Origin of the sequence: Streptosporangium sp. NPDC006930, assembly GCF_040635605.1 — a bacterium.
Taxonomy (GTDB): domain Bacteria; phylum Actinomycetota; class Actinomycetes; order Streptosporangiales; family Streptosporangiaceae; genus Streptosporangium.
Map to the genome: position 1 here is coordinate 131,982 of NZ_JBEYID010000012.1, position 19,851 is coordinate 151,832.

The window sequence follows — 19,851 nt, forward strand, 5'->3', positions numbered from 1 at the left end:
CGCCTCGCCGCCGACCGTCGCCCCGCACCCCGCACCCGGCACCCGGCACCCGGCACCCGGCACCCGGCAGGCCCTACCTCTCGGTCCCGGCCATGGACTCGCCTCCGACGAATCCTCCTTTCTCTGGTCGATATCGCGAGGGCGTCATCGATCGTCGAGACCTTCGAGGATCGCGCGGACCTTACCGGCTTCCGCGTGCTGCGGGCCGTACTTCCGCTCCAGGTCGCCCAGCAGGTCGCCCAGCGTGCGCCTGGCCTGGGCCCGGTTACCCGAGCCGAGTTCCACCAGCCCGATCTGACGCCGGAGTTCGAGGATCCGCTCCTCGTCGGCGCCGAATCGCCTCTCGTCGGCGAGGAGTTCACGAAACTGCGTCAGGGCGAGGCTCATCTCCCCCACCGCCGCGTGGCAGTTCGCCTCCATCAGCCGGCATCGCAGCGCGAGGTTGTTGCCGGGTCCCTCCACCTGGGCGACGTCGATCGCCAGCCGACGGAACTCGGGCGCCGCCCGACGGTAGTCCCCGCCGAGGAAGAGCGCCTCGGCGAGCTCGATCCGCAGGTCCACCACCTCGGAGCTGGCCGAGCCGAACGAACCCTCGGCGGGGCGCATCACCTCCGCGAGCACATCCGCCGCCTGGGTGAAGCGGGACTCCACCTTGAGCTTCCTCGCGTCCCTGCGAGCGCGTTCAAGATCGTCCCCTCCGATCTGCGCCGATTCCGCGGCGAGCCTGATCCGCGGCGGCCGTACCGGATCGGCGGGCCGACGGTTCCGGTTCGCTCCCATGGGGGCGACGCGTCCGACGACCGCGGCGTACATGCGCACCGGGTGCGGCGCGTCCAGGTTCACATAGCCGGGAAAGGGCGGCAGTTCGCGGCAGAAGTCCAGCAACCGCTCGTAGACCACCCCCGCGTTGGCCGGCCGTTCCTCGGGCGACTTGGCGAGCAGCCACAGGACCAGCCGCTCCAGACCTTCGGGGATGCCCTGCCTTCTGGCGCGCAGCGGCCGGGGCGGGACGTCCGTGTGGTTGCGCATCGAGGCGAGCGCGGTGGGGGCGGCGAACTGGTTCTCGCCCGCGAGCATCTCGTCCAGGATCACGCCCAGGGAGTAGAGATCACTCTGCGGACCGGCGATTCCGGTCATCGCCTGCTCCGGTGCCATGTAGGCCGGTGTGCCGAGTACCTCTCCCGTTCTGGTGAGCCGGGTCGTCTCCGCACCGGCCAGCGCGGTGGCGATCCCGAAGTCGAGCACCTTCACCGTGCCGTCGGGGCAGAGCACCAGGTTGGCGGGCTTGAGGTCGCGGTGCACCAGGGAGTTGGAGTGGGCCACGGCCAGCACCGAGCAGACCTGCGCGGCGATCGCCACCGCCCAGGCGACGGGCACCTGTGTCTCGTCGAGAAGCGAGGAGACGGGGGCGCCGTTGACGAGTTGCATGACGAGGTAGAGGTCGTCCTCGTGCGATCCGCAGTCGTAGACCGTGGGGACCCCCGGGTGCTCAAGCCGGGCGGTGATCCGTGACTCGCGCACGAAGCGTCTTGCGAGTTCCTCGTCCTCGCGGCCGTCGGGCAGCTTGTCGATCCTGATGAACTTGATGGCGATCGGCCGGTCGAGGCGGTTGTCGTAGCCGAACCACACCTCGCCCATTCCTCCCGAGCGACGCGAGAGAGGGTCCAGCTCGTAGCGGGCTCCGATGATCGTCCGCTTGCTCACAACCGCCCGCCGTTTAGATCAGGGGCTTCCTGTTTGTTTTCGACCGGTCCGGCGGCGATTTCGGATGACAGATTAAGTCCTTGCCATCTATCCCTTAAGTCCGGAAACATGCCTTCCTGATCATTTACCACGCCCGCCGACACCTCTCGCGGAGTTCATGCCTCAGTCGTTCACTGAAACAAACTTAGCCCCGTTTTCGGCATGTCTCTCAATGCCTAAGCAGACATAAACGACATTGACGGATATATGGGGATATTTTTTATGTAGAACTCTCTACACCGCTGCCGCCAACCCGACCTCGCGACAGCCCGGCGTCCCGGTTACCTGCGAGCCGCCGGTTCAGCCAGAGCCCGAATCGGTCTCGGGCGCGGGCCGTTGTCCCGGACACGGCGCCCCGATACCGATGTGCACCTGTCGCAGCTCACCGTTCCCGACTCGAACATCTACCGGAAGACAGGCAGCACGCCGGACGGTGTAGCCACCCGCGAATGCCAACCATTCCTTGTCCGAGTCGCAACGATCGACAATCACCTGGTCGCCCAGCGGCTCCGGCCTGCCCCATTTCATCCAGAACCGGCCCCGAAGATTCTCCGGAACGATCAACTCGACGAGCTCGCCTCGCCGTACGAGCAGCCCTTGTTTCGCGAACAACCCCGTCTTCCCGTCAGGCAGCTTCACCTCGCCGACCTGCAAGGCATTTGAACGATCACGGCTCGTCGGCAGTGCCACCGCACCACCGATGATCTCAAACCCGGCAGGGGGAACCTGCTCTCCGCCGACCGTTGCCTCACACTCGACGGTTACCGAGGTGGCGGGCGAGGACGAGGCCGGCATGCCGGTTTCCTGCCTTGCCGGAGAGGCGTCGGGAGTGCAGGCGACCGCGCCCAACGCCAGAATGAAGACGATCTTTCTGATGCGCACCCCCGTAGGGCCTCGGCGTGGGTCAGGTGGTCGGAACGACGGTCTTGGTGAGCTGCTCCGAGATCCGCCAGACGCGCTCGGCGTCGTCCGTGCTACGCAGCGGAGAATACATTCGCTGCTCGGCCGGTGGGCCGCCCAGGTCGCCGAGGCCCTTGGGTCCGTAGAGGACGCCGGGCTTGGCGTCGGGGTCGGTCGCGGCCATGAGCGCGGGCAGCATCGCGGTCTCGACGGTGCCGACGAGGATGCCGCGAGCCGAGAGCGCGCGGATCAGGCGGACGCCGCCGGTGTCCTTGTCGCGGCTGAGCTCGGGGCGGGCGGCGAGGAGGCTGGTGGGGGCCACTCCGGGATGGGAGAGGTTGCTGGTGACGCCCCATCCATGGGTCTTGCTGCGGCGGTCCAGTTCGAGACCGAAGAGCCCGAATGCGATCTTGGACTGCCGGTAGGCGCGCATGGCGTTGTAGTCGCGTTCCCAGTTCAGGTCGTCCCAGTTGATGGCGCCGCGTCTCGCGGCGATGCTGACCTGCGATGTGACACGAGCGCGGCCGGCGCGCAGCAGCGGGAGGAGGTGGCCGACAAGGGCGAAGTGGCCGAGGTGGTTGGTGCCGAATTGGAGTTCGAAGCCGTCCGCTGTGGTCTGCCGGCTCGGCGGGGTCATCACGCCCGCGTTGTTGATCAGAATGTGGATGGGCCGCCCCTCCTCGCGGAGAGTCTCTCCGAGGGCCTGGACCGACGTGAGCGACGACAGGTCGAGACCGCGCAGCGAGACCTTCGCGTTCGGGAGACTCCGGCGGATCGCGGCGATCGCGTTCTCGCCCTTACGAAGGTTGCGGACGGGCATGACGACGTCCGCGCCGGCCGCGGCGAGTCGCGCGGCCATTCCCAACCCCATTCCGTCGCTGGCACCGGTGACGAGCGCACGCTTTCCTGACAGGTCCGGAATGGTGATGTCGATTGCCTGACGCGACATTGCTCTGCTCCTTGTGTTGTCGTCTCGGATCCACGGTCTCGGAGGCGGCGTGGATGTTCCAGGGACCGCCGATCCGTGGATGCGGCCTCGCCCACCTCGGAAACCTCCGAGACCTCCGAGAGGGGGATCGACGGTCCGTGGTTGCCGTCGCGCGAGGACGATAGAAACGGAGCAGCACCGCGAGCGGAGGGAATGCCATGATCGATCGCGCCGGGCTGGCGGAGTTCCTCCGAAGCCGTCGAGAAGTGCTGCAACCCGAAGACGTCGGCCTCCCGCGCGGTCCCCGTCGCCGGACGAACGGGCTACGGCGCGAGGAGGTCGCGACGCTGTGCCACATGTCGACCGACTACTACTCCCGCCTTGAGCAAGAACGCGGACCGCGGCCGTCGAGCCAGATGCTCGCCTCGATCGCCCAGGGCCTGCACCTCTCGCTCGACGAGCGAGACCATCTGTTCCGTCTCGCGGGGCAGAACCCACCCGCCCGCGGCGGGGTCGGCGAGCACATCAGCCCCGGCCTGCTGCGCATTTTCGACCGTCTGGACGACACTCCCGCGGAGATCGTCACCGAGCTCGGCGAGACCCTGCGACAGACCTCGATGGGCGTCGCGCTCACCGGGGACACGACCCGCTACACCGGGCCCGCCCGCAGCCTGGGATACCGATGGTTCACCGATCCGGCCGTCCGGGAACTCTACGCGCCGGAAGAACATCCGTTCCTCACCCGGATGTTCGCCTCAGGACTGCGCGAGATCGCCACCCTGCGCGGCCCCGGATCCCGAGCCGCGCATCTCGCCGACCTGCTCCTCGCCCACAGCGACGAGTTCCGGCGCGTGTGGGACGCCCACGAGATCGGGATACGCCCCCACGAGGTCAAGCACTTCGTCCACCCCGAGGTCGGGGCCCTGGAGCTGACCTGCCAGCGACTGATCGACCCCGACCAGGCCCACTCGCTGCTCGTCTACACCGCCGTTCCCGGCAGCGAGAGCCACGACAAGCTGAACCTGCTCTCCGTCATCGGCACCCAGACCCTCCACTGAAAAGGGGTGCTCGCCCGGCCGCCACACCTCGACCTCCAAAGGACCCGTGAAGCCCACATTTTCCTCCGGTGACCATCCCACGCACCCAACTTCACCCTCTTCCGGGTCAACTTCAGCACTTTTCCATTCTTCTGTCAGCTTATGTAGCTGACTATCCAGAATCTGCTGGGCACCTTGGTTCGCGAATCCGTATCTCCATTTGGTCGTAGCGTGACGTCGCGAAAGCAGAGAGTTAGAGCATAAGGAAATCATCACCTGTTGTAACGCTCCGAAAAGTGGGGCGTCCTTGGCCGATCGACTTTTCATCACAACGGCGATATATGTGGCATTGTGGATATCATGCGGCACACCTTTTCCTGGCGCTCTGGGCTCGCACTGCTCTTGCAGCGACTAGGTCGACAGGCATCCACGGCCCCCCAGTCAGGCATCACACAGGTGGCGGGATCACTGCCCACGACAGGGCCGATCTCGCCACAATGGGAAGCCACCCAGCTCAAGGCAGCCGAATACACCTCCTTGCGCTCAGAGATCGTCGGCCTCACATCGCTGCAATTTCAGACCACCGCTGTGGCGACGGTGTCCTTCGGCGCGGTGTTGTCGGCGGGCTTTCAAGTCCGCAATGCAGCCATCATCCTGATCTACCCACTGCTGTCGCTTGCCCTGGGGATCATCTGGCTCTTCAAAGCCCACCTGATCACCCGCATCGCGGCCTATCTCCGGACCGGAATCGAAGATCGCGTCGGCCGGGAGAATATGGGCTGGGAGCACTACGTCCAAGACCACCCTCTACCGCGCGGGCGGTTCGCCTACTGGGGTTTGCGTGCGATCTTCCCGGTAACTTCGATGATCGCGATCGGAGCAAGTTTCGCCCTGGCGCCCCAGGGAGTAGCCATGACCATCCTTTATATCCTGTCCTTTACAGTCACCATCGGCACCATTGCAGTGTTCATCCTGTGGCGAGAGCCATCCCCAGAACTTGGGCAAAAAAGCTCGCCCAACGGATCCCCGCCATCCGCATGACGGACAATGTGGACCTCTGCGATCTCCCCCGATGAATACGACCCCGACAACGAGGATTTCGGCTTCCGCGCGGCTTGGTATGAAGATCTGCTCGGTGTCGAGGAGAGCATCGGCGCCGTCCTGACGCTGATCGGCCAAATCAACTGATTCAGTAGGCGGTGAACCCGTCCGTCGCGGTGCGGCAGAAATCACGGAAGCGAGTCAGCCACGCGACCGTCGCGGAATAGTTGCGTCCGAGGTCGTCGCGGTGGAACTCGTAGGTGTCGGGTTCCGTGATGATCGATCCGTCCAGGAGGACGCGGCCTTCGGCGGGAGCGGCCGCCAGGTAGAGGTCCAAGAACGTGGCGATCCGCTGGGCCTGCTCGCCGGTCAGTTCCACGGCGATGTTGTAACCCAGCATTTCGGTCGTGTCGGCGTCGAGGAGGCCGGATCTCTCCAGTAGTTCCAGAGTCGGTCGCCAGTTCCACGCGTTGACGTCAAGCGACTCGCCACCCGGAGTTTCGAGCGTCCAGGACATCGGCCCATCCTATCCAGACGTCGGGTGGACGTACGAGACGGCGAGACGGAGGCCAGAGCTACCCGTTTTCGGGCCGCACGTGCCCGGAGGTAGCCGGGATCTCCCCGGTACGAGGGTCGACCACGAGACCGTTCACCGGTGCGGGCCGGAGTCCGAGCATCAGCGGGAGACCAGGCAGAAACCGCACCGGGGACCGGAGGTGGTGCCGATGCTCCAAGGCGAATCGGGGTGGTCCGCCCTGCCGGTCCGCTCAGAACTCGCCGATCCGCCGCGTTCTGCGCGTTCTGACGGTGGTCGAGAACCAGGTGACGGACTCCGGTGTCCGACTCCAGAGCCATCCACCTGAGCGCCCTGGCCCTGTCGAAGAAAACCGGCTGGGGCGGGCTCGAAGACGGAGATTTCAACGAGATGGACGAATCACCGATCAGGACGGTGACGAAGGTCCGTCTCGACACTCCTTCAAGGCCGCCGTTCCGAGCGCGTGCCCGGCAGCCGCCTCGGTGAACGCCCGGGTCGCCGCCGTCTCCGCCGCCTTCACCCAGGCCAGGCCGAGGATCGAGGGAGGCAACCCCATGACGGGGACGAAGCTGACGTCCGGGCGCCTGTGGTGAGCCGCCGTGGGGGTGCAGAACAACATGCCGCCCCGGTTGAGCGCCACCTGGGTGAGCCCTTCCTGGCTGGTGGACACCGTACCGGCCAGGGGAATGGGGCGGCCGGAGGGCGTCGCGGGCGGCGCCACCCGCTCGCGCCACGTGCGTGGAGCCGGGCCGTCCAGGCCGATCAGGGATACGCCGGCCAGTTCCTCCGCGTCGATGCTCGTACGAGTGGCCAACGGGTGGCGTGAGGAGACGCCGAGCTGGTACGAGACCCGGTTCAGTCCTTCACCGGTCGCCAGATCGGGCTCGTCCACCGGCAGCAGCGTGAACGTGATGTCCACCTGCCCGGCCCGCAACTTGCCGAAGGGGTCGGAGAGCGGGATCTCCACCAACTCCGTCTCGCACCCCGGGTAGCGGTCCTCGAAGGCACGAACGCTGCCGGTGACGACGTCCGTGGGGGTGGCCAGGAAGCCGAGCCTGATCACGCCTGTCACCTCGCGAGCCGCCGCCTTGGCCCGGCCGACCGCGTTCGCGATGCCGTCGTAGGAAGGGCGCAGGTCGGCCAGGAAACGTTCGCCCAGGGACGTGAGACGCACACGCCTGCTGGTCCGGTGGAAGAGCCGGCCGCCGAGCCTGACCTCCAGCGAGTGCACGAGTTGGCTCACCCTGCCGGGTGACAGGTAGAGACGTTCGGCCGTACGCGCGAAGTGCAGCTCCTCGCTGAGCACGACGAAGCACTCCAGCTCCCTGAATTCCATGCCCGCCTCTACCTGATCGCTTAGCTCACCTAAACCAAGCCTTCGATCTTCGCCATTGTTCCTGCCGGTGGCCGGCAGAAAGCTGGCCGACATGACCATGACCGATGTTTCCGCCGTCCCTCGGGCGCGCTGGCTCGCCGTCTCCTCGGTCGCGCTGGGCACCTTCACCATCGTGACCAGCGAGATGCTGCCTGTTGGCCTCCTCACCTCGATCGCCGTCACCCTCGGTGTCTCCGACGGGACCGCAGGGCTGATGATGTCGGTGCCAGGGCTGGTCGCCGCCGTCTCCGCGCCCCTGCTGGCGATCACCACCCGACGGCTCGACCGGCGCGTCACGCTACTGGGGTTGATGGCACTGCTCGCGGTGGCCAACCTGGTCGGCGCGTTCGCGCCGAACTACCCCGTCATGCTGGCCGCCCGGGTGCTGACCGGGGTGAGCATCGGCGGATTCTGGGCCTTCGCAGCCGGGCTCGGCCTGCGACTGGTGCCCGAGGGGTCAGTCGGGCGGGCCACGTCGATCATCCTGGCCGGGGTGTCGGTGGCGTCGGTGGTTGGGGTGCCCGTGGCGACGTTCGTCTCGTCGTTCGCGGGGTGGCGGGCCGCGTTCGTCGCCATGGGGATGCTGGCTCTGGTCCTGCTCACGCTGCTGGCCACCACCTTGCCGTCCCTGCCCGGTGAACCCAGGCCCCGTGCGTCGAAGCGGTCGTCCCCCGGGACCTCGGCTCGCGCGTCCAAAGCATCGCCCACGGAAACTCCGGTCCGCACGTCCGAAGCATCGCCCACCGAGCCCTCGGCCCTCGCGTCCGAACCGTCGACCACCGAAGTTCGCGCGTCGGAGGGGCGGTTCACGTGGCTCTCCGGCCCGCTCAGGATCGCCCTCGTCCTGACCGTCCTGATCGTGTCCGGCCACTTCGCGGCCTACACCTACGTCCGGCCGTTCCTGGAGCAGGTCTCGCACGCCGGCCCCGCCCTCGTCGGCACCGCCCTCCTCCTGTACGGTGCCGCGGGCGTGGCCGGTAACTTCGTGGCGGGCGCATGGGCGGCGCGGAGTCCCAAGCCGGTCCTGATCACGCTGACTTTGCTGATGACACTCGCCATGGCGGTGCTGCCCCTGATCGGCCTCCCTCTGGTCGTGCTCATGGTGTGGGGCCTGGGCTACGGCGGGGTGGGGGTGACCCTGCAGCTCTGGATCATGCGATCGGGCGGCGGCGAGATGGGCACGGCGCTCTTCGTCGGCGCCTTCAACGTCTCCATCGCGCTCGGTTCGTTCGCCGGCGGCCGGATCGTGGACAGCGTCTCGATCTCCGCGGTGATGTGGGTGGGAGCGGCACTCGCCCTGGTCAGCGCGGCCACCGCCGGCAGCTCGGGCAGGAGCGGGACGACCGGTTCGTGAAACCCGGCTTCGCACCATGGGGTCGGCGAACATCCGGGCGGATATCCCCGCCATCGCCCTTCGGCCGGTACGAGTTCTCCCACGGTGTCGTGTCGGCCTCCGATCGCGGTCAGGGTCGGCAAGGCGGGCCTGAGCACGGTAACGAGACCGGCGGCTCAGCGGTGCGCGCGGAAGGCATGACTCGGCCGCCCCAGCAGGACCCTCACCGGTTCAGATGGCGAGGACGGTCAGCGCGGCTTCCACGGCGGCGGTCTTGACCTCGTCGAACGGAAGGTCAGCGTGTTCCATCACGCAGTCCGATATGCCGCCGAGCGCCACGGTCGCGTGGATCTGTGCGGCGGTGGAGGGGGTGGGGCCGAGCAGGAGCGTGGTCAGCCGCTTGCGCCACGCCCACATCCGGTCCATCAGATCGAGCTCGACCAGCATGACAGGCGTGTTCAGGATCACCATGAACACCTCCCGATGCCGCCAGATGAGCTCGAAGTAGTCTTCGAGCAGCCGCCGCTCGTCTCCGGGCTCACGCTCGGTCGCGAATGTATCCAGCTCGTCTATGAGCGGCTGGATGATACTTCTGACCAGGTCGTCCCTCGACTCGAAGTGGTAGTAGAGGGCCGGTTTGGTGATGCCGAGCCGATCGGAGATCTGCTTCAGGCTGGTGTTCTGCACACCCTGCTCCAGGAAGAGCTCGCGGGCCACCGCCTGGATGCGCATCTTGGTGTCCGAAGCCCTCGCCATGGAACCAAGAGTATCGCTTACCTATCGTTAAGTAATACCTTGCGTTCCGCCCCGAATTCTGCTTACCTATCGTTAAGTAACCACCTTACCTTCCGTTAAGTAGGGAAATGGCGTATGCGGATCCTCATATCCGGTGCCAGCATCGCCGGCCCCGTTCTGGCCTACTGGCTCAACAGTTACGGCTTCACCGTCACCGTGGTCGAGCGGGCTCCCGCACTGCGCAAAGCGGGCGGACACGCGGTCGACCTGTTCCGTCCGGCGATGGACATCATCGACAGGATGGGCCTGACCAAGCCGGTCCAGGCCAGGAAGACCGGCACCGAGTGGCTCTCGTTCCGCTCGGAAAACAGCGACCGGCCGCACGAACTGGAAGTCGGCAAGCTGATGCGCATCGTGTCCGACCGGCATGTCGAGATCATGCGGGACGACCTGGGGGAGATCCTCTACGACGCCACCCGGCACGACGTGGAATATCTTTTCGGCGATTCCATCGCCGCCATGACCGAGGACGCCGACGGCCTCGACGTCACCTTCGAGCGAGGCCCCGCCCGCAGGTTCGACCTGGTGATCGGGGCCGATGGACTGCACTCCAACGTCCGGCGCCTGACCTTCGGTCCGGAGTCGCGCTTCTCCACCTGGATCGGGGCCTACCTGGCGGTCATGTCGATACCCAACTATCTGGGCCTGCGCGACCGCATGGACGGGATCACGGGCGTGAACAGAATGGTGGGCGTGTACGGCGGGGCGCACATGGACGACGCCCGCGCGGTCTTCCTGTTCCGCCCCGCCGCCGAGCTCGACTACCACCACCGGGACGTCGACCGGCAGAAGGAGCTGCTGCGCCGGCACTTCGCCGGGCTTGGCTGGGAGGTGCCCCGCCTGCTCGGCGAGGAGCTGGACCGTGCCTCGACGTTCTACTTCGACTCGATCACCCAACTGCGCATGGACACCTGGTCCCGGGGGCGGGTGAGCCTGGTCGGCGACGCCGGCTACTGCCCGGGCCCCGCGGTCGGCGGCAGCACCAGCCTGGCCGTCGTGGGCGCCTACGTCCTGGCCGGCGAGCTGGCCGAGGCCCGCGGCGACCACACCCGGGCGTTCCCGGCCTACGAACGGGAGATCGGCGACTATGTACGGCGCAGCCGCACCTACGCGGTCGGCGCCGCCAAACGGCTCATCCCCGACACCCGCCTGGGCCTGTGGGGCCTGATCCAGGGAGCGCGGCTGATCAGCCATGTCCCCACGCCGATCACCCGCACTCTGGCCGGCTTCGGCGGCAAGGGCACACGACTGCACGACGAGGTCACGCTGAAGCACTATCCGCAGGAACCCGCTGCGAAGAGCGCCACAGCGCCTGACCTCTGACCTTCTCAGGACGGTTGATGGCCGGATGGAGCATTGGTGACGCCAGGCGGCCCGTCGCTTCGTTCCCGCCGGGCAACCTCCGGCAGGGTCTACCCGATGAGCTGTTGCCGAACGACATCCGTCTGGCCAGCCAGTATCCTGCGCCTGAAATTCATCGGCAGTACCGGACGAGGGAATCGAGGATCTCTTCCGCGCTCTTCTTTCACACGAACGGCTTGGGGTCCTCGTTCCACTGGCTGCTCCATCTGCGGATGTCAGTCTCCAGAGCCTGCACGCTCTTGTGGACTCCGCGCCGGATCAGCCAAGAACTCGGTGCTGATCGGCCCGGTTGGATCCCTGACGGGGATCAACCGGGCCGGCGGCACCGAGCGCGTCGTCTCGGGAGCCGAACAGCTCCGCGAGAGTATGTACCGAGTACCCCGGTCCGACGTTGCTCTGATTCAGCACATGCAGGGATCACTGGTAACCGAACTGGCCGAGGCGGTGACGGGCGATCTCGATCTCGGCCGGGGTGAAGAGGTCGGCGAAGCGCGGTTGGACGACCAGTGCCTCGACGGTCAGGGCGAGACGGCCGCGCTCCCAGAGGGCGGCGAAGCCGTCGGACACCGCCGGGGCGTGCAGCAACTTGCGGGCCGTGGCGAGGCTGCCGTGCTCGGCGAGCATGCTCAGGAAGTACGTCGCGTGGTAGTTCGCCTCGGCGCGGGCCCTGTCGTAGACGGAGCGCATCGCCTCGTTGAACTCGGTGCCCGCCTCCGTCCCGGCCTTTGGCTCGTCCCCGGCAGCGGGGGACGCCGAGACCGCAGGGCCTCCAGAGGTCCCGGAGGCGCTCTCGTTGCGACGGGTGACGTAGCCGAGCAGGGCATCGACCGAGGTGAACACCTCATACCCGAGCTCTTCCAGCCGGGGCAGATCCGCGACGTCCGGGTCGAGCTCCAGGACCACCGGGCGCCCCTGCCCCGCCTGTAGCCCGTCCGGCCAGAACGCCTCGGCGACGGCGAGCGCGCGGCCGGTGACGGGGTCGGCGATCTCACTGTCCAGGGCCGGTTCCGCGCACCCCAGCCGCACCAGTTCCTCGGCCATCGCCTTGACCTGTGCCGACCGGACGTCGTCCTGCTCGTCCGCGACCATCGTCACCGGCCGCAGCTCGGCGGCGGCCACCGCGGAGGCTCCGTCGCGGAGTTCGGTGAGGAAGGACTGCACGGCCTGCGCGAGCAGCTCACGCCGGGCGGCGAGGAAGTCGGGGTAGCGCTCGACCCGCCACAGGTTGGGGTCGGACGGGATCCACTGCGAGGCGAGCACACCGGGGTGCTTCTCCTCCGCCTCCGCGAAGTACTCCTGGGGGGAACGCTTCCCGATCATGAGGTTGGTGTCCTGGGTGAGGAAGCAGAAGTTCGCGACGGCGTTGACCTGCGAACGGTCGTAGCAAGACTTTCCACGCCGAGGTGCACTCGACCCCGATCAGGGTGCAGAAGGATGGGGCCTGGCAGTCGATCGACACTCGACTGGTCGAAGAAGACGGTGCCATCAGGCCCAAGGCCATCAAGGGTGATGTGACCCTGTCGGCGGGCGGCGACACCGCCCTAGTGAAGATCAAGAACGAAAAGGGCAAGGCCGCAGTCGCCTCCACCGACAAGCTGCCCAAGCCGATCCTGGTCGACAACACCGCCACCTACCCGTCGGTCTACGGCAAGGGCCGATCTGGTCGTCACCGTCACCCCGACCGGGTTCCGGCAAGACGTCGTGATCCGCGAACGGCCCGCCGACAAGCTGAAAATCCGTATCCCCGTGGACCTGCCCAAGGGCATGCACTACGGCCAGGACGCCTCCGGCGACCTGGCCCTGCTGTCCGACAAGGGCGGCAAGGAACTCGTCGACATCACCGCGGCACACATGATGGACGCGGCCGCGGTCAGCGATCCCGAAAAGGGCCTGGTGGGCTCGGCGGCCATGACCACCGAGCGGAGCGGCACCGGCGAAGCCCTGGTGATCTCCCCGGATGCCCAGTTCCTCGCCGACCCCGCGGTCACCTATCCCGTCACGTTGGCGGCGGCTTCGGACACCTGGACCGGCACCGGCCTGGACGGCGACACCATGGTCAGCCACAGCTACCCCAGCAGCTCCAGCAACCAGAGCCTGGACCGGATCATCGCCGGCAAGTCCAACAGCGGCACCGTGACCTGGCGAGCCTACATCCGCTTCAACATCGCCGACACCCCGCTCGTGGGCGGCACAGTCGAAAATGCCGACCTGCGGCTATGGAACCACGAGTCCAACAGTTGCGCCTCGGAGATCAACTCCGGGATCATCGCCCGTCCGGTCATCACAGACTGGAACATCAACACGATGACCTGGAACAACCAGCCCGCAGTGACCAGCCAGGCGTCCGAGGCCAACAAGGGCGCCTACGACATCGACTGCACCCGCGGTGAAGGCGAGCTGTACTACTCCATCGAGGAGATGGTCCAGGGTTGGATGGACGGTGCCAAGGACTACGGTGTCCGCCTCAGCGCCGTCAGCGAGGACGACATCACCAACTACCGCTGGTACCGCTCCTCGGAGTACGGCTACTGGGGCTCAGGCTATCCTCGCGGCCCTGTCCTCTTTGTCCAGTACACCCCGGCACCCCCGAAGTATCTCGTGGTGCCCCGCTCTTATGACGGCCCCACGCCACCTGATACCACGTATGAAGAAGACAAGGCATGGGTGGAGTCAGGCAACGTCTATCACGATCAGCTTCCCCCGCCGAAAGCCCTGTCGCCGGAGGAGGCGATGGCCGAGGCGATAGCGAAAGGCAGGTCGGCCAAGACCCGCCTTCTGGACGCGCACTATCCGGATGACCTTACTGATCAGGAACTGGTGGACGGCCTCCACGGCGACGATGATCCACCATCGGATGAACCGCTGCCCGACCCCAATCCCCTGCCTGTCGAAGACACCACACCACCGAAGGTCTCGAGCACCACTCCCTCGAACGGGCAGAGCAGCGCTCCAGTCGGCAGCGTGGTCAAGGTGGTGTTCGACGAACCAGTGACCGATGCCCAGATTGTGCTGAAGGACACGCAAGGCGCCGAAGTAGCCGGAACCGCGGCCATGGACGCGGCGGACATGACGCTGACCTTCACGACGAGCGCACCCTTGACCGCCGCGACCGGCTACACCGCTGAAGTCAGCGGGGCCAAGGACTACGCCGGCAATCAGATGACGGTGCACTCGTGGTTTTTCACCACTGGTGGACCCGACAACGACGCACCCACCGTGACCGGAACCGAGCCTGGCCGGGACGCCACGAACGTGTCAGCGAACACCGCAGTGAGAGTGACGTTCAGCGAGACGGTGTCCGAGGTGCAACTCACGGTCAAGGATCCGGCTGATGCGCCCGTACAGGGAGCGACGGAAGCCGGCAACGACAACGTCGAATGGACCTTCACCCCGGCATCCCGACTCACCGCCCAGACCGCGTACCGTGTGGAGGTCCGTAACGCCAAGGATGCTTCGGGCAACATCATGGCGCCCTACACCTGGTCGTTCACGACAGGCGCGGACACACCAGCCCCGATACCGGGGTTGGTGGCCTCCTATGGAATGAATGAGGGCTCGGGCACGAATGTGGCCGACTCATCCGGACAGAACAACCCTGGTACGGGAAGGAGCACCAGCTGGGCGAACGGCAAGTATGGCAAGGCGTTGTCGTTCAACGGCTCCTCCAGTTGGGTCACCGTCCAGCACGCCGCGTCGCTACGCCTGACGACCGGGATGACGCTCTCGGCATGGGTGCGGCCGACCACGGTGACCGGCTGGAGCAGCCTGGTGACAAAGGAGCTGGCCGCCGATGGGGCCTCCTACAGCCTGTACGCCGGCAATGGCAGTGCGCTTCCCTCCGGCTGGGTGCAAACCAGTCCGAATGACTCGTCAACGGCCAACGGAATCTCGCCATTGTCGATAAACACCTGGAGTCATCTGGCGCTCACCTACGACGGCGCTGCTCTGCGGTTGTTCGTCAACGGCCAGCAGGCCGCCCAGGCCGCTCTGAGCGGCAGCCTCCACGACGACGGCAGCCCACTGCGGATCGGCGGCAACGCCGTCTGGGGCGAGTACTTCAACGGCCTGATCGACGAGGTACGCGTCTACAACCGCGCCCAGACCACTGCCCAGATCCAAACCGACATGAACACCCCCATCGGTTCCACCACACCGAATCCCGATCCCACCCCCACCCCCACTCCGACGCCCACGCCGACTCCGGTGCCGGGGCTGGTAGCGGCCTACGCCATGGAAGAGGGCACGGGCACGAACGTCAGCGACTCCTCCGGCCAGAACAACACCGGGGCCGCCCGTGACACCACCTGGACGAACGGCAGGTACGGCAAGGCGTTGTCGTTCAACGGCTCCTCCAGCTGGGTCACCGTCCAACATGCCGCGTCGCTACGCCTGACGAACGCGCTCACCCTCTCGGCATGGGTGCGGCCCACGGCGATAGATTCCTGGCGCACAGTGATCATGAAGGAGCACGCCGAAGGCGGCTCCTACGGCCTGTACGCCTCCAACGGCGTCACGCCCGCGGGCTGGTTGCAGACCAGCGACGACGGCGGCGGGTTTGCGGGCGAGAGCCCGCTACCGCTGAATCAGTGGAGCCATCTGGCGGTCACCTATGGCGGCAGCACGGTCAGGCTGTACGTCAACGGCGCCCAGGTCGCTCAGTCCTCGCTGACCGGCCCGGTCATCGACGACGGCGGCGCGCTACGAATCGGCGGCAACACCTCCTGGGGTGAGTACTTCAGCGGCCTGATCGACGAAGTCCGCGTCTACAACCGCACCCAGACCACCGCCCAGATCCAAACCGACATGAACACCCCCATCGGCGCCGCGGTGGCGAGTGTGGCAGCGCAGCAGCTGCGCACGAACGCTGCTGCTGATTCTGCTCCCGCGATCGAGAAACTGGCGGTGAACGACAGCCACTCTGTGGATGGCGTTACCACCGCTTCCGCGCTCACACCTCACCTGACCACCTGGCTCCCCGCTGGGCGTAAGGGCGAGGCGAAGGTGGAAGTTGAAGTGGCACACAAGCTCGCCAAGTCGGGTGGGGCCTCCAAGGGTAAGCGACTGATCTGGTCAGGTCAGGCCTCCGCGAAGCCCGGCGATTCCCGGGTGACGCTGCAGGTCCCCAAGGGGCGTCTGCAGGCCGCTCAAGAGGTGCGTTGGCGAGCCCGCGTCGCCAACGCAGGCAGCGAGGGCACCTGGAGCGACTGGCATGACCTCATCGTCGACACCTCCGAGGCAGGGCTCCGAACCGCCGCCGTGGCGGCAGCCCCTGACCCGGTGGTCGTCAAGCGACAACTCCCCAGCGGGACGAGGGCCAGCACGCCGACGCTAAAGTTCCAAGATTGTTACAATGTGGCGATTATCGGTGACTCATCGCTTACAACAAGCCCCTATTCCTACTGCGCATCCTCCGGCTTCCAGATAGTCATCTGGGATGTAAGCATCCCCCTCTGGCCTACGAGAATCGGCAGGGTGTGGGGGCGCCAGCTTACATACCTTCAAGGGACGCGAGAAAAGCGCGAATTCAAGGTCCACAAGTACATCTCCATCGACAAGATCGAGGGCGACAAGAATCCCCAATTTGCCTTCACCACCCGCTGGAGCTCGAAGAGAAGTAACGACTGCTCCCACAACTCCTCAACTGGAATGAACGAGTACTACCCTGTATCCCAATGGAAAAACGCAGGCTCGCGACCCGAATGGCACAGAAGTGATTTCTTCACCGCAAACCAAGGGGAAGGGTATCACCAGATAAGCGACTGCACAGTTAATTATGCAGTGGTTGTCAAACACCCACTTGACGGATCGCTTTCCAGTACGCCGATCTATGGACCGGGAACATTCCGCTGCGACACGTCCCCTCAGATCGATTGGTATGGTTACGGTGGGTGCGTCCAGAGGGCAGCCGTCCCGTCATTCACAATGACCAGGAATGATTTCGCCATCACATCGGAAGGAAAGGTCATACAATTCCCGAACATGTATGACCACATTAAACGCGCACTCACTCCCGGAACAAAGACATATCCCATACCAGGAGGAAAGTCTTATCCGGACCTAACCCAGCCAAAGAAGATCCCAGGCGGAAGTTGGAGGGAAGAGGATCTGCTGAATCGCAATGGATACCAACCGACCAAGACGGGAATTCGCACTACCGCCAAAGCCGTCTGCAAGAATGAAATAAAGATGCCCGAGGGAACCGACTGCGACGAGTTCCCGTTCGCATCGACCCTACAAGGCGCAGCACGCGCCACCCCTCCACACAACTTCTCGGTTTGGCCGGTAGAATCCGAAGAGAATCAGATGCATGGAACCGTAATGAACGCCTGGTATCAAAACAATCGAATCCTGAACAACGATCAGTTCTGGGTTGATATTCAGTAGCCTTACCAAGGGGCCTGTCCGGTTGCCGATCAGCACTCAGGCAGGCCCTGCCTCTCACTCTTCCCCTAACCTCAGAAGCGTCAGGAAGATCATGGCAAACATTATCGCCGAAATCCTTGATCGGAACGAGATAGAAAAGTATCTGTCCGGCGTCGCAGACGTTAAAAAGAACTGGGTTCTTAATGAGATTCCCACCGATACGGAAGGCTGGATCGGCGCCGGCGACGACGGGATCGTGATCAAAGAGATCAGCAGCGAAAGATGCATGGTCAAATATGAGCTCTGGGACGGGCCGCCACCTGTTATCAACACCTGGGACAGGACCTGGTCCGGGAGCGTGCATCTGACCTCCGGAAAAATTCACACCGTCGAACAATATTCCGGAGACGTGTCCTACGGCGAAGAATTCGACCTCGGCAGGGAGAACAGCACCTGGCAGGTCAGAATCCACCGCAAAGCTCTCGGCCACGAAGAGTTCACGCCAAAAATCATCAGTTTTACTCTCCTCAAGCTCCAATTCTGGCTGGACCACTGAGACGATCTCGATGGAAACATCCTGGACAATCAACGGGATGGCGTTCAAGTGATCCGAGCCCAACGCCGGCCCAGATGATATCCGCGTGACAATAGGCGGCCACTCCGTAATCCTTCGATCCGCTCGGATCGGTACGGAGTGGTCGGCCGGGCACCTCACCGCCGCCGCCGGCCACCTTCAAGTGGCGGCAAATCCAGCCCGAGGGCTTCGCGGTAGAACCTCACAGCCAATCGTCAAGACGGGTTCAGACTCGGCGTAGGCGCGGCACCTCATCGGTATCTTGGGGGGGTCGCCGATGGACTGTGAGGACGTCATGGACGCGATGGAGCCGGGCCGGGGATCTCAAGGGCGAGTTGTCGGAGTACGCATGGTCACCCCGGTTCGGTCGGGCCGTCAGGGACATGATCTTTGAAGCGTTCCCCGGCGGCGTCGTCGACGACGAGATGACCTTCTCGGCGGCTCTGGACTCCTTCATCTTCACCAAGCGGCTCGACGGCGGGCAGACCGTGGTCGAGATGTTCGCCGAGCGACTCACCGGCGAGGACCGGGCGCTCGTGCTGTCGTGGACGGACTACGTACAGGGTGCCTTCGAGATCAAGGAGCCGTACGGCGATGACGGTTGCGTGGCCGTCAACCACATCGACGAGCTGACCTACCGGATCCGTTCCAACATGGGCCCGGCGGGCGTCGAACAGCTCACCCCGGGCGTCGTCATGGTCGGCGGCATCGTCCCCGTGGGTGACGACTGGATGATCAGCGGAGCATCGGCGGCCTTCCCCGCCGAGGACGCCTCCGACGCCCTCGCGGGCGTACGAGACCTGCAGCTGAGGAATCCGGAGCTGGTCTTCCGCAACCCCGAGAAGCTCGCCCGGGCCCGAGAGATTCAGGCCGCCCAACGCGAATCCTTCGTCGACCTCTACGGCAGCGACATGATCGTCGTGCCGGGAGACGAGGTGAAGACGAAGGTGCTCGCCTTCTACCGGCACGACTACGAGCGGGCCGGGAGCAAGAGCGGCCCGTGGACTCCGCCCGACCTGCCCGATCCCGGCTTCGCCCAGATTACGACAGCCCCCGCCTCCCCAGGGTCATCCCCGTATAGAACGCGGACGACGATACCGGCAGCGCGGATCATCGAGTACGGGGCCAGAGGGGCCCGTCCGCACGAAAGATCGAGGTCGGCACCGAAAAGCCTGGCCCTTGACCCGTATACAGGACCCTCGTGCTCATATGATTTCGGGCGCCTTTAAGAATCCCAAGCTTCGGCGGAAACATGATAAAGGGTCCGGGTTGACGCGAACCATTCACGGTCGAGGAAGCGTCCCGTGATCCGCCCGGCCATGCAGAGAAGGAGATGCAATTCCTGTGTGCTGGATATGTCGAACTCCAGCTCAAGCCCTTCCGCATACACCGCATATTCGGGCACGCTCACCGGGGCGCCGTCGATGTAGGGCGGATCGATTTCATTGACGAGCGCGCCGTCCTGATACAGGTACAGGTGGTCGAGCTCGGTCAGTCCTCCGTTGTAGAACATGGTGAGTAACCGTCGTCCTCCCGTGCTGAGCACCTTCGCCTCCGCGGTCGTATGAAAGCCACTGAGCCAGAGGATGTGGGTCCAGCCCGGCGCATGGGATCCGATCCAGACGATCTCGTCCTCCAAGGACCGCTCGTACCTGGTCATCGCCTCGGCAAAACCACACTCCACGCGCGAGCCCGAATCCACCCGTAGCCGTCGCACCAACTCCTCCGGGTCGTCGCCTTCGACCCATATCCCAGCGAATCCACTGCTCAGCCCGAATTCCCGCAGCAGGTCCCACTGATTCTCTAGAGGCAGCAGCCCGACCATGTCGCCATCGCTTTCTCTGTCGGCCACGGAAAATTAACGA

Annotated in this window: 16 protein-coding genes; 8 read left to right on the forward strand and 8 right to left on the reverse strand. The window is 65.3% G+C overall.

The window, feature by feature from the left end:
- Positions 1-144: 144 nt before the first annotated feature.
- From ABZ664_RS21930 to ABZ664_RS21940, 3 genes are all read right to left on the reverse strand, one after another.
- Entirely contained in the window at positions 145-1,704 is a 1,560-nt protein-coding gene (locus tag ABZ664_RS21930) for a serine/threonine-protein kinase (protein WP_362512700.1), read from the reverse strand.
- Between the two features lie 339 nt (positions 1,705-2,043).
- Positions 2,044-2,625 (reverse strand): hypothetical protein, encoded by a 582-nt coding sequence (locus ABZ664_RS21935; protein WP_362512703.1) that lies wholly within the window; start codon positions 2,623-2,625, stop codon positions 2,044-2,046.
- A 22-nt stretch (positions 2,626-2,647) separates the two neighbouring features.
- Positions 2,648-3,592, reverse strand: coding sequence for an SDR family oxidoreductase (locus ABZ664_RS21940; protein WP_362512707.1), 945 nt, complete (start codon positions 3,590-3,592; stop codon positions 2,648-2,650).
- Between the two features lie 197 nt (positions 3,593-3,789).
- Between ABZ664_RS21940 and ABZ664_RS21945 the strand changes: the two genes are divergently transcribed.
- From ABZ664_RS21945 to ABZ664_RS21955, 3 genes are all read left to right on the forward strand, one after another.
- Entirely contained in the window at positions 3,790-4,629 is an 840-nt protein-coding gene (locus ABZ664_RS21945) for a helix-turn-helix transcriptional regulator (protein WP_362512710.1), read from the forward strand.
- A 435-nt stretch (positions 4,630-5,064) separates the two neighbouring features.
- Complete coding sequence (locus tag ABZ664_RS21950) at positions 5,065-5,649, forward strand: hypothetical protein (RefSeq protein WP_362512713.1); 585 nt, start codon at positions 5,065-5,067, stop codon at positions 5,647-5,649.
- Positions 5,650-5,655: 6 nt separating this feature from the next.
- Positions 5,656-5,796 carry a hypothetical protein gene (locus ABZ664_RS21955; protein WP_362512716.1) on the forward strand — a complete coding sequence of 47 codons (141 nt, stop codon included), beginning with the start codon at positions 5,656-5,658 and terminating at the stop codon, positions 5,794-5,796.
- Between the two features lies 1 nt (position 5,797).
- Here ABZ664_RS21955 and ABZ664_RS21960 read toward each other — a convergent pair whose 3' ends face one another.
- Positions 5,798-6,166: a hypothetical protein gene (locus tag ABZ664_RS21960; protein WP_362512719.1), complete on the reverse strand. Its 369-nt coding sequence runs from the start codon at positions 6,164-6,166 to the stop codon at positions 5,798-5,800.
- A gap of 424 nt (positions 6,167-6,590) precedes the next feature.
- Positions 6,591-7,520: a LysR family transcriptional regulator gene (locus ABZ664_RS21965; protein ID WP_362512722.1), complete on the reverse strand. Its 930-nt coding sequence runs from the start codon at positions 7,518-7,520 to the stop codon at positions 6,591-6,593.
- 67 nt (positions 7,521-7,587) lie between these two features.
- On the opposite strand from ABZ664_RS21965, the gene ABZ664_RS21970 reads away from it, so the two are divergent.
- Positions 7,588-8,913, forward strand: coding sequence for an MFS transporter (locus ABZ664_RS21970; RefSeq protein WP_362512725.1), 1,326 nt, complete (start codon positions 7,588-7,590; stop codon positions 8,911-8,913).
- Between the two features lie 210 nt (positions 8,914-9,123).
- Here ABZ664_RS21970 and ABZ664_RS21975 read toward each other — a convergent pair whose 3' ends face one another.
- Positions 9,124-9,648: a TetR/AcrR family transcriptional regulator gene (locus ABZ664_RS21975; RefSeq protein WP_362512729.1), complete on the reverse strand. Its 525-nt coding sequence runs from the start codon at positions 9,646-9,648 to the stop codon at positions 9,124-9,126.
- 114 nt (positions 9,649-9,762) lie between these two features.
- On the opposite strand from ABZ664_RS21975, the gene ABZ664_RS21980 reads away from it, so the two are divergent.
- Positions 9,763-11,010, forward strand: a complete 1,248-nt coding sequence (locus tag ABZ664_RS21980; RefSeq protein WP_362512732.1) for an FAD-dependent monooxygenase — start codon at positions 9,763-9,765, stop codon at positions 11,008-11,010.
- Between the two features lie 456 nt (positions 11,011-11,466).
- On the opposite strand, the gene ABZ664_RS21985 is transcribed toward ABZ664_RS21980, so the two are convergent.
- Positions 11,467-12,369 (reverse strand): hypothetical protein, encoded by a 903-nt coding sequence (locus ABZ664_RS21985; RefSeq protein WP_362512735.1) that lies wholly within the window; start codon positions 12,367-12,369, stop codon positions 11,467-11,469.
- A 381-nt stretch (positions 12,370-12,750) separates the two neighbouring features.
- Between ABZ664_RS21985 and ABZ664_RS21990 the strand changes: the two genes are divergently transcribed.
- From ABZ664_RS21990 to ABZ664_RS22000, 3 genes are all read left to right on the forward strand, one after another.
- Positions 12,751-17,433, forward strand: a complete 4,683-nt coding sequence (locus tag ABZ664_RS21990; RefSeq protein WP_362512738.1) for a LamG-like jellyroll fold domain-containing protein — start codon at positions 12,751-12,753, stop codon at positions 17,431-17,433.
- Positions 17,434-17,524: 91 nt separating this feature from the next.
- Positions 17,525-17,968, forward strand: coding sequence for a hypothetical protein (locus ABZ664_RS21995; protein WP_362512741.1), 444 nt, complete (start codon positions 17,525-17,527; stop codon positions 17,966-17,968).
- A 401-nt stretch (positions 17,969-18,369) separates the two neighbouring features.
- Positions 18,370-19,215: a hypothetical protein gene (locus tag ABZ664_RS22000; RefSeq protein ID WP_362512744.1), complete on the forward strand. Its 846-nt coding sequence runs from the start codon at positions 18,370-18,372 to the stop codon at positions 19,213-19,215.
- Here ABZ664_RS22000 and ABZ664_RS22005 read toward each other — a convergent pair.
- Positions 19,212-19,838: a hypothetical protein gene (locus tag ABZ664_RS22005; protein ID WP_362512749.1), complete on the reverse strand. Its 627-nt coding sequence runs from the start codon at positions 19,836-19,838 to the stop codon at positions 19,212-19,214. The genes ABZ664_RS22000 and ABZ664_RS22005 overlap by 4 nt on opposite strands.
- Positions 19,839-19,851 lie beyond the last annotated feature (13 nt).

Excerpts from the sequence above, each read along its gene's own strand:
- ABZ664_RS21955 (WP_362512716.1), top strand. The coding sequence starts at position 5,656 with ATGTGGACCTCTGCGATCTCCCCCGATGAATACGACCCCGACAACGAG.
- ABZ664_RS21980 (WP_362512732.1), top strand. The coding sequence starts at position 9,763 with ATGCGGATCCTCATATCCGGTGCCAGCATCGCCGGCCCCGTTCTGGCC.
- ABZ664_RS21960 (WP_362512719.1), bottom strand. The coding sequence starts at position 6,166 with ATGTCCTGGACGCTCGAAACTCCGGGTGGCGAGTCGCTTGACGTCAAC.
- ABZ664_RS21965 (WP_362512722.1), bottom strand. The coding sequence starts at position 7,520 with ATGGAATTCAGGGAGCTGGAGTGCTTCGTCGTGCTCAGCGAGGAGCTG.
- ABZ664_RS22000 (WP_362512744.1), top strand. The coding sequence starts at position 18,370 with ATGATCTTTGAAGCGTTCCCCGGCGGCGTCGTCGACGACGAGATGACC.
- ABZ664_RS21945 (WP_362512710.1), top strand. The coding sequence starts at position 3,790 with ATGATCGATCGCGCCGGGCTGGCGGAGTTCCTCCGAAGCCGTCGAGAA.
- ABZ664_RS21985 (WP_362512735.1), bottom strand. The coding sequence starts at position 12,369 with ATGATCGGGAAGCGTTCCCCCCAGGAGTACTTCGCGGAGGCGGAGGAG.
- ABZ664_RS21940 (WP_362512707.1), bottom strand. The coding sequence starts at position 3,592 with ATGTCGCGTCAGGCAATCGACATCACCATTCCGGACCTGTCAGGAAAG.
- ABZ664_RS21995 (WP_362512741.1), top strand. The coding sequence starts at position 17,525 with ATGGCAAACATTATCGCCGAAATCCTTGATCGGAACGAGATAGAAAAG.
- ABZ664_RS21975 (WP_362512729.1), bottom strand. The coding sequence starts at position 9,648 with ATGGCGAGGGCTTCGGACACCAAGATGCGCATCCAGGCGGTGGCCCGC.